We start from the raw sequence: 7,292 nt of genomic DNA on the forward strand, positions 1-7,292 counted from the left end.
ACCCTGCAGACCGCCGAGGCGCTGGCGGTCGCCGCCGACCCGGCGTCCTACGACGAGCTGCTGCGGCTGATGGCGGGGGAGCAGGGGGACGACCCGCACGCCGTCGACTCCCCGGTGGCCCGCGCCCTCCCGCACGCCGTGGCGAAGCTGCGCGAGCAGGCCCTGGTGTGGGGCGACGACGCCCGGCTGCGCCTGGTCCGCACGGCCCGCGAGGTGATGGCGCCGACGCCGCGGCACCCCTCGCCGACCGGCTTGGGCCCGACGGTCGCGGAGGCCGCCGTCCCCATGTCGCCCAACCGGGTGCAGGACATCCTGGCCACCGCCGGCCTGTCGTCCACCCACGACGCGGTCTCCGCGGTCACCGCGCTCACCGACCTGTTCACCGACCCGCAGCGGATGTCCGACCTGCTGTCCGACGCGCCCGCCGACTCGCTGGAGATCCTCGACCGCCTGGTGTGGGGCCCGCCCTACGGCCAGGTGACGCACGATCCCGCGCCCCGGCTGCGCTGGCTGATGGACCGCGGCCTGCTGCTGCCGATCGCCCCCGGCACCGTCGTGCTGCCCCGCGAGGTGGCGCTGCACCTGCGCGGCGGGCGCGCGCACCGGGTCACCGAGCCGCTGCCGCCCGCCGTGCGGGCCGCCGCGCAGCACCCGCCGCAGGTGGTGGACGCCACCGCGGCCGGGCAGGCGTACCAGGCGCTGGTGACGGTGGAGGACCTGCTGAAGCTGTGGGACGGCGGCGGACCGGCCGTGCTGCGGGCCGGCGGGCTGAGCGTGCGCGACCTGAAGCGGACCGCCGTGTCGCTCGGCGTGTCCGAGCCGGAGGCGGCGTTCTGGCTGGAGCTCGCCTTCGCGGCGGGCCTGCTGGCCTCCGACGGCGAGGCCGACGAGCGGTACGCGCCGACCCCCGCCTCCGACGAGTGGCTGGACGGACCGCCCGCCGAGCGCTGGGCGCGGCTGGCGGAGGCCTGGCTGACGGCCACCCGCACGCCGGGCGTGGTGGGCGGCCGGGACGCCAAGGACCGTGCGCTGTCCGCGCTGGGCCCCGGCCTGGACCGCTCCGCCGCGCCGGAGGTGCGGCACCGGGTGCTGACGCTGGCGGCCTCGCTGCCGTCGGGCGCCGCGCCGGACGAACGGTCGCTGCTGGAGCGGCTCCAGTGGGAGCGCCCGCTGCGGCGGGCGGACGGTTCGGCCGGCTCCTCCGGCGGGCCGAGCGGCGGCGAGGAGGACCTGCGGACCAGGATCGCCCGCTGGACGCTGGAGGAGGCCGAACGGCTCGGCGTCAGCGGGCGCGGCGCGCTGTCCTCGCACGGCCGCGCGCTGCTCCTGGGCGAGGTGCGGGAGCCGGCGGAGGCCGGGACGCCCGACGGGGCGGAAGCAGGCGGCCACGGTTCCACGGCCGTCGCGGACGCCGGGCCGGGCGACAAGCTCCCGGCCCACCGTCACCACGACGTCCACGACCACCCCGGGGGTGCCACCGGCCGTCCCGAGCCGATCCCCGCTCCGCTGCCGCCGGCCGAGCAGGCCCGGGCCGCGGACCTCGCCGCCCGGGTCCTGACGCCGCTGCTGCCCGCGCCGCTGGACCACGTGCTGCTGCAGGCCGACCTCACGGCGGTCGCGCCGGGGCCGCTGGTGCGGCCGCTGGCCGAGACGCTGGACGTGCTGGCGGAGGTGGAGTCCAAGGGCGGCGCCACGGTCTACCGGTTCACGCCCGGTTCGGTGCGGCGCGCGCTGGACTCCGGCCGCACCGCCGCCGACCTGCACGCCTTCCTCGCCGCGCACTCCCGCACGCCGGTGCCGCAGCCGCTGGCCTACCTGATCGACGACGTGGCCCGGCGGCACGGCGTGCTGCGGGTGGGGGCGTCCTCCTCGTACGTGCGGTGCGACGACGAGAAGGTGCTGGAGGAGATCCTGGCCGACGGACGGTCCTCCGGGCTGGGCCTGCGGCGGCTGGCGCCCACCGTGCTGGCGGCGCGGACCGACCCGACGACGCTGCTGGAGGGCCTGCGGTCGATGGGGTTCGCCCCGGCCGCGGAGTCGCCGGAGGGTGACGTGCTGATCGCCCGCGCCGCCGCGCACCGGACCCCGCCGCGGGCGGTGCCGCAGCCGGTGCCCGAGGGGCCGCCGACGCCGGACGGACCGGCGCTGTCCGCCGCGGTTCGGGCGATCCGCGCGGGGGACGACGCCTCGACGGCGCCACTGCTGGCGCCGGACGGGGCCCAGGGGGACCTGCCGCGCGGTTCGGCGGCGGACACGCTGGCCACGCTGCAGATGGCGGTCATGACGGGCACCCGCGTGCTGATCGGTCACCTCGACGCGGCGGGCATCGCCACCCAGCGGGTGCTGACGCCGCTCAGCGTGGAGGGCGGCTTCGTCACCGCCCACGACCACACGGCCGCGGGCGTCCGCACGTACCCCCTCCACCGCATCACCGGCGCCGCCGAACTCGACGACGAGGCGTGACGGGCGGGACGGGCGCACCCGGCGCGACGGCCCGACGGCCACCGAAGGCGCCCCGGGCGCGACGGCCTGACGGACGCGACAGCCGCACCGCGGGCGGGCCCGGTGGCGCGCCGCCGGGTCGCCGGCCCGCCGGACCGCGGGCGGCGCCCGCCGGACCGCCCGCGCCCCGGTCCGTCAGTCGGCGGCGAGGACGTCGTCGGCGTCGACGATGCGGTACGCGTACCCCTGCTCGGCCAGGAACCGCTGCCGGTGCGCCGCGAAGTCCTGGTCGACGGTGTCCCGCGCGACCACCGAGTAGAAGTGCGCCTGGTGCCCGTCGGCCTTCGGCCGCAGCACCCGCCCCAGCCGCTGCGCCTCCTCCTGCCGGGACCCGAACGTGCCGGACACCTGGATGGCGACCGTCGCCTCCGGAAGGTCGATCGAGAAGTTGGCGACCTTCGAGACGACCAGCACGTTGATCTCGCCGTTGCGGAACGCGTCGAACAGCTTCTCCCGCTGCGCGTTGCTGGTCTCACCCTTGATGACCGGGGCGCCCAGGTGCTCGCCCAGCTCGTCGAGCTGGTCGATGTACTGCCCGATGACCAGGATCTGCTGCCCGGCGAACTTCCGGACCAGCGCCTCCGTCACCTTCCGCTTGGTGGCCGTCGTCGCGCAGAAGCGGTACTTCTCCTCCGTCTCGGCGGTGGCGTACGCCAGCCGCTCGGAGTCGGTGAGGTTGACCCGCACCTCGACGCAGTCGGCGGGCGCGATGTACCCCTGCGCCTCGATCTCCTTCCACGGCGCGTCGAACCGCTTGGGCCCGATCAGCGAGAAGACGTCGGACTCCCGGCCGTCCTCGCGCACCAGCGTGGCGGTCAGCCCGAGCCGCCGCCGGGCCTGCAGGTCGGCGGTGAACTTGAAGACCGGCGCGGGCAGCAGGTGCACCTCGTCGTAGAGGATCAGCCCCCAGTCGCGGGAGTCGAACAGCTCCAGGTGCGGGTAGACGCCCTTCCGCCGGGTCGTCAGCACCTGGTAGGTGGCGATGGTGACCGGCCGGATCTCCTTCTTCGTGCCGCTGTACTCGCCGATCTCGTCCTCGGTCAGCGAGGTGCGCCGCACCAGTTCGGACTTCCACTGCCGGGCGGAGACCGTGTTGGTGACCAGGATCAGCGTGGTCGACTTCGCCTCGGCCATGGCGCCCGCGCCGACCAGCGTCTTGCCCGCGCCGCAGGGCAGCACGACGACGCCGCTGCCGCCGTGCCAGAAGTTCTCCACGGCCTGCCGCTGGTAGGGCCGCAGCTGCCAGCCGTCCTCGTGCAGGTCGATCGCGTGGGCCTCACCGTCGATGTACCCGGCGAGGTCCTCGGCTGGCCAGCCCAGCTTGAGGAGCGTCTGCTTGATCTGGCCGCGCTCGGAGGGGTGCACGGCCACCGAGTCGGCGTCGATCCGGGCGCCGACCAGCGGGGCGATCCGCTTGGACTTCAGCACCTCCTCCAGCACCGGCCGGTCGGTGGTGGTGAGCACCAGGCCGTGGACGGGGTGCTTGGAGAGCGTCAGCCTGCCGTAGCGGTCCATCGTCTCGGCGATGTCGACCAGCAGCGCGTGCGGCACCGGGTAGCGGCTGTAGGTGACCAGCGCGTCGACGACCTGCTCGGCGTCGTGCCCGGCGGCGCGGGCGTTCCACAGGCCGAGCGGCGTGATCCGGTAGGTGTGGATGTGTTCGGGCGCCCGCTCCAGTTCGGCGAAGGGCGCGATGACCCGACGGCAGTCGTCGGCCTGCTCGTGGTCGACCTCCAGCAGCAGCGTCTTGTCACTCTGCACGATCAGCGGACCGTTCACCCCGCGCCACCTCTCCCTCATGGCCGCACCTCGTCGGCCAAACGTCCAGTGTGCATCACCCGGGGCTGCTGGAGGGGTGACCCGGGCCACGACCGGTCCCGCCCCTCGCCCCGGGCCGGGGCGAGGGGCGGGAGAAACGCGTTGGCGCCGCCCCCGCGCGGGGGCGTAGGATCCCGCGTCTCCCGCCTCCGTGCCCCGGAGTGCCGCCGACCGGACGGAAACCGGCCGGCCCGCCGCCCCCGCGCCTCGCGCCCGGCGGCCCGTCACCGCACACCATCAGGTACGTACGTCCGGAGGCATGCCGTGTCCAGCCCGTCCCCGTCCAGCCCGTCCGACGCCCCCGCCGAGGTCCCTCCGACCGGTGGCCCGCTCGCCCGGGAGCGCGCCCACCTGGCGGCCTCGCGGGCCGCGCTGCGGACCATGCGGGAGGACGTCGAGGCCCTCGACATCAGCGACGTCACCGCCAACTGGGTGAACGCGCAGATCCTGACCCGGCAGATCGACGAACGCATCCGGTCCCTGGCCGACCTCAGCGACACCCCGCTGTTCTTCGGCCGCCTCGACTTCCTGCACGCGCCGGGCGCCGACCGGGCGGAGGGCGCCGGCGGGGAACAGTTCTACATCGGGCGGCGACACGTGCACGACGCCGGTGGCGACCCCATGGTCATCGACTGGCGCGCACCGGTCTCCCAGGCGTTCTACCGGGCCTCCCGCAAGGACCCGATGGACATCGGGCTGCGCCGTCGCTTCGGCTACACCGGCGGCGAGCTCACCGCGTACGAGGACGAGCGCCTGACCGACCCGGCGGAGGCGGAGACCACCAGCCGGCTGCTCCAGCAGGAGATCGAGAAGCCGCGCGTCGGCCCGATGCGCGACATCGTGGCGACCATCCAGCCGGAGCAGGACGAGATCGTCCGCGCCGGGCTGGGCGGCACGGTCTGCGTGCAGGGAGGTCCCGGCACCGGGAAGACCGCGGTCGGCCTGCACCGGGTCGCGTTCCTGCTGTACGCCTACCGGGAGCGGCTGGCCCGCACCGGGACCCTGGTGATCGGGCCGAACCGCTCCTTCCTGCACTACATCGAGCAGGTGCTGCCGGCGCTGGGCGAGCTGGAGGTCAAGCAGGCCACCGTGGACGACCTGGTCGCCCACGTGGAGGTGCGCGGCGCCGACGAGCCGGCCACCGCGCTGCTCAAGGGCGACGCGCGGATGGCCGAGGTGGTGCGGCGGGCCGTGCGCTCGCACGTCACGATGCCCGCCGAACCGGTGGTGGTGGTCCGCGGCTCGCGGCGGTGGCGGATCCCGGCGTACGAGCTCGAGGAGATCGTCACCGAGCTGCTGGGCCGGGACATCCGCTACGGCGCGGCCCGGGAGGCGCTGCCGCAGCGGATCGCGCACGCGGTGCTGGTGCGGATGGAGCAGTCCGGGGAGGCGCCCGACGACCGGGTGCAGGACTCGGTGGCCCGCAACCCGGCGGTGAAGGCGGCCGTCAAGGCGGTGTGGCCGCCGGTGGACCCGGCGAAGCTGGTGCTGCGGCTGCTGTCCGACCCGGAGTTCCTCGCCGAGCAGGCGGACGGCGTGCTCACCGAGGACGAGCAGAAGCTGCTGCTGTGGACGAAGCCGGCGCGGTCGGTGCGGTCCGCGAAGTGGTCGGCGGCGGACGCGGTGCTGATCGACGAGGCGGCCGACCTGGTGCAGCGGACGCCGTCGCTGGGGCACGTGGTGCTGGACGAGGCGCAGGACCTCTCCCCCATGCAGTACCGCGCGGTGGGCCGCCGCTGCACCACCGGCTCGGCGACGGTGCTGGGCGACCTCGCGCAGGGCACCACGCCGTGGGCCACGCGCAGCTGGGACGAGGCGCTGCGGCACCTCGGCAAGCCGGACGGGGCGGTGGAGGAGCTCACCGCCGGTTTCCGCGTGCCGACGGACGTGATCCGGTACGCCTCGCGGCTGCTGCCGCACATCGCGCCGGGGCTCACGCCGGTCGCCTCGGTCCGTGAGAACCCCGGGTTCTTCGACATCCGGCCGGTCGAGGACACCGGGGCCGTCGTCGCGGCCTGCGAGGAACTGCTGCGCCACGAGGGGTCGGTGGGCCTGATCGCCGCGGACGCGCGGGTGCCGGCGCTGGCCGAGGCGCTGGCTGCGGCGGGCATCGGGTACCTCGCGCCGGGCGAGGAGACCACCGCCGCCGTCCGGCTCACCCTGGTGCCGGCCTCGCTGGCCAAGGGCCTGGAGTACGACTACGTGGTGCTCGACGAGCCGCAGGCGGTGGTCGACGGCGAGCCCGACGAACGCACCGGCCTGCGGCGCCTCTACGTCACCCTCACCCGAGCCGTCTCGGGCCTCGTCGTCACCCACGCGACAGCCCTGCCCGCCCAACTCGCCTGACGGGGCGGCCCGGCCGCCCGGCTACCGCGGTGCCGGGCGACCCGACGGCTGGGCGGCTCGGCGGCCACGCGGCTGCACGGCCCGGCGGCCACGCGGCCCGGCGGCTCGACCGCTCGGCAGCCCGGCGCCACGCGACTCGCCTGACGGCACGGCTGGGCTGCTCGGCCACTGGGCGGCCGGGCGACTGAGCGGCGCGGTGGCCACGCGGCTGCGCGGCTCGGCGGCGCGGTGGCCACGCGGCTGCACGGCTCGGCGGCCCGGCACCCATGCGGCCGGGCGACCGCGCGGCCACGCGGACCGTCCCGACGGCACGGCCGGGCTGCTCGGCCACCGGTCAGTCACCGGACCGCCGACCCGCCCGACAGCGCGGCCGAACTGCTCGGCCACCGGGCGGCCACGCGGCTGGGCGGCACAGGGACCAGGCGGCCACGCGACCACGCGGCGCGGTGGTCAGGCGGCGGGGACGAGGTCCACCGCGGTGCGCCAGGCGCGGACCGCGGCCGGGGACACCCGGCCCGCCCAGCCGCCCTCGTCGCGGACCGCGCCGCCGACGTGGAAGGCCTGGACGCCGCCCGCCCGCAGCGGCGGCACGTGGTCCAGCCGCAGCCCTCCGCCGACCATCAGCC

General features: G+C 76.1%; 3 protein-coding genes and 1 pseudogene. 2 read left to right on the top strand and 2 right to left on the bottom strand.

Annotation, left to right across the window (positions count from 1 at the left end):
• Positions 1–2,463: helicase-associated domain-containing protein (locus ACOV8S_RS01375; protein WP_448315484.1), on the top strand; the 2,463-nt coding region annotated here is incomplete at its 5' end.
• Between the two features lie 174 nt (positions 2,464–2,637).
• Here ACOV8S_RS01375 and ACOV8S_RS01380 read toward each other — a convergent pair.
• Complete coding sequence (locus ACOV8S_RS01380; protein ID WP_448315669.1) at positions 2,638–4,281, bottom strand: DNA repair helicase XPB; 1,644 nt, start codon at positions 4,279–4,281, stop codon at positions 2,638–2,640.
• A 303-nt stretch (positions 4,282–4,584) separates the two neighbouring features.
• Here ACOV8S_RS01380 and ACOV8S_RS01385 point away from each other — a divergent pair, with 303 nt between their 5' ends.
• Complete coding sequence (locus tag ACOV8S_RS01385) at positions 4,585–6,666, top strand: HelD family protein (protein ID WP_448315485.1); 2,082 nt, start codon at positions 4,585–4,587, stop codon at positions 6,664–6,666.
• A 450-nt stretch (positions 6,667–7,116) separates the two neighbouring features.
• On the opposite strand, the pseudogene ACOV8S_RS01390 reads toward ACOV8S_RS01385, so the two are convergent.
• Positions 7,117–7,292: pseudogene (locus ACOV8S_RS01390) on the bottom strand (copper homeostasis protein CutC); the annotation flags it as partial.

Source organism: Streptomyces sp. CO7, assembly GCF_053474865.1.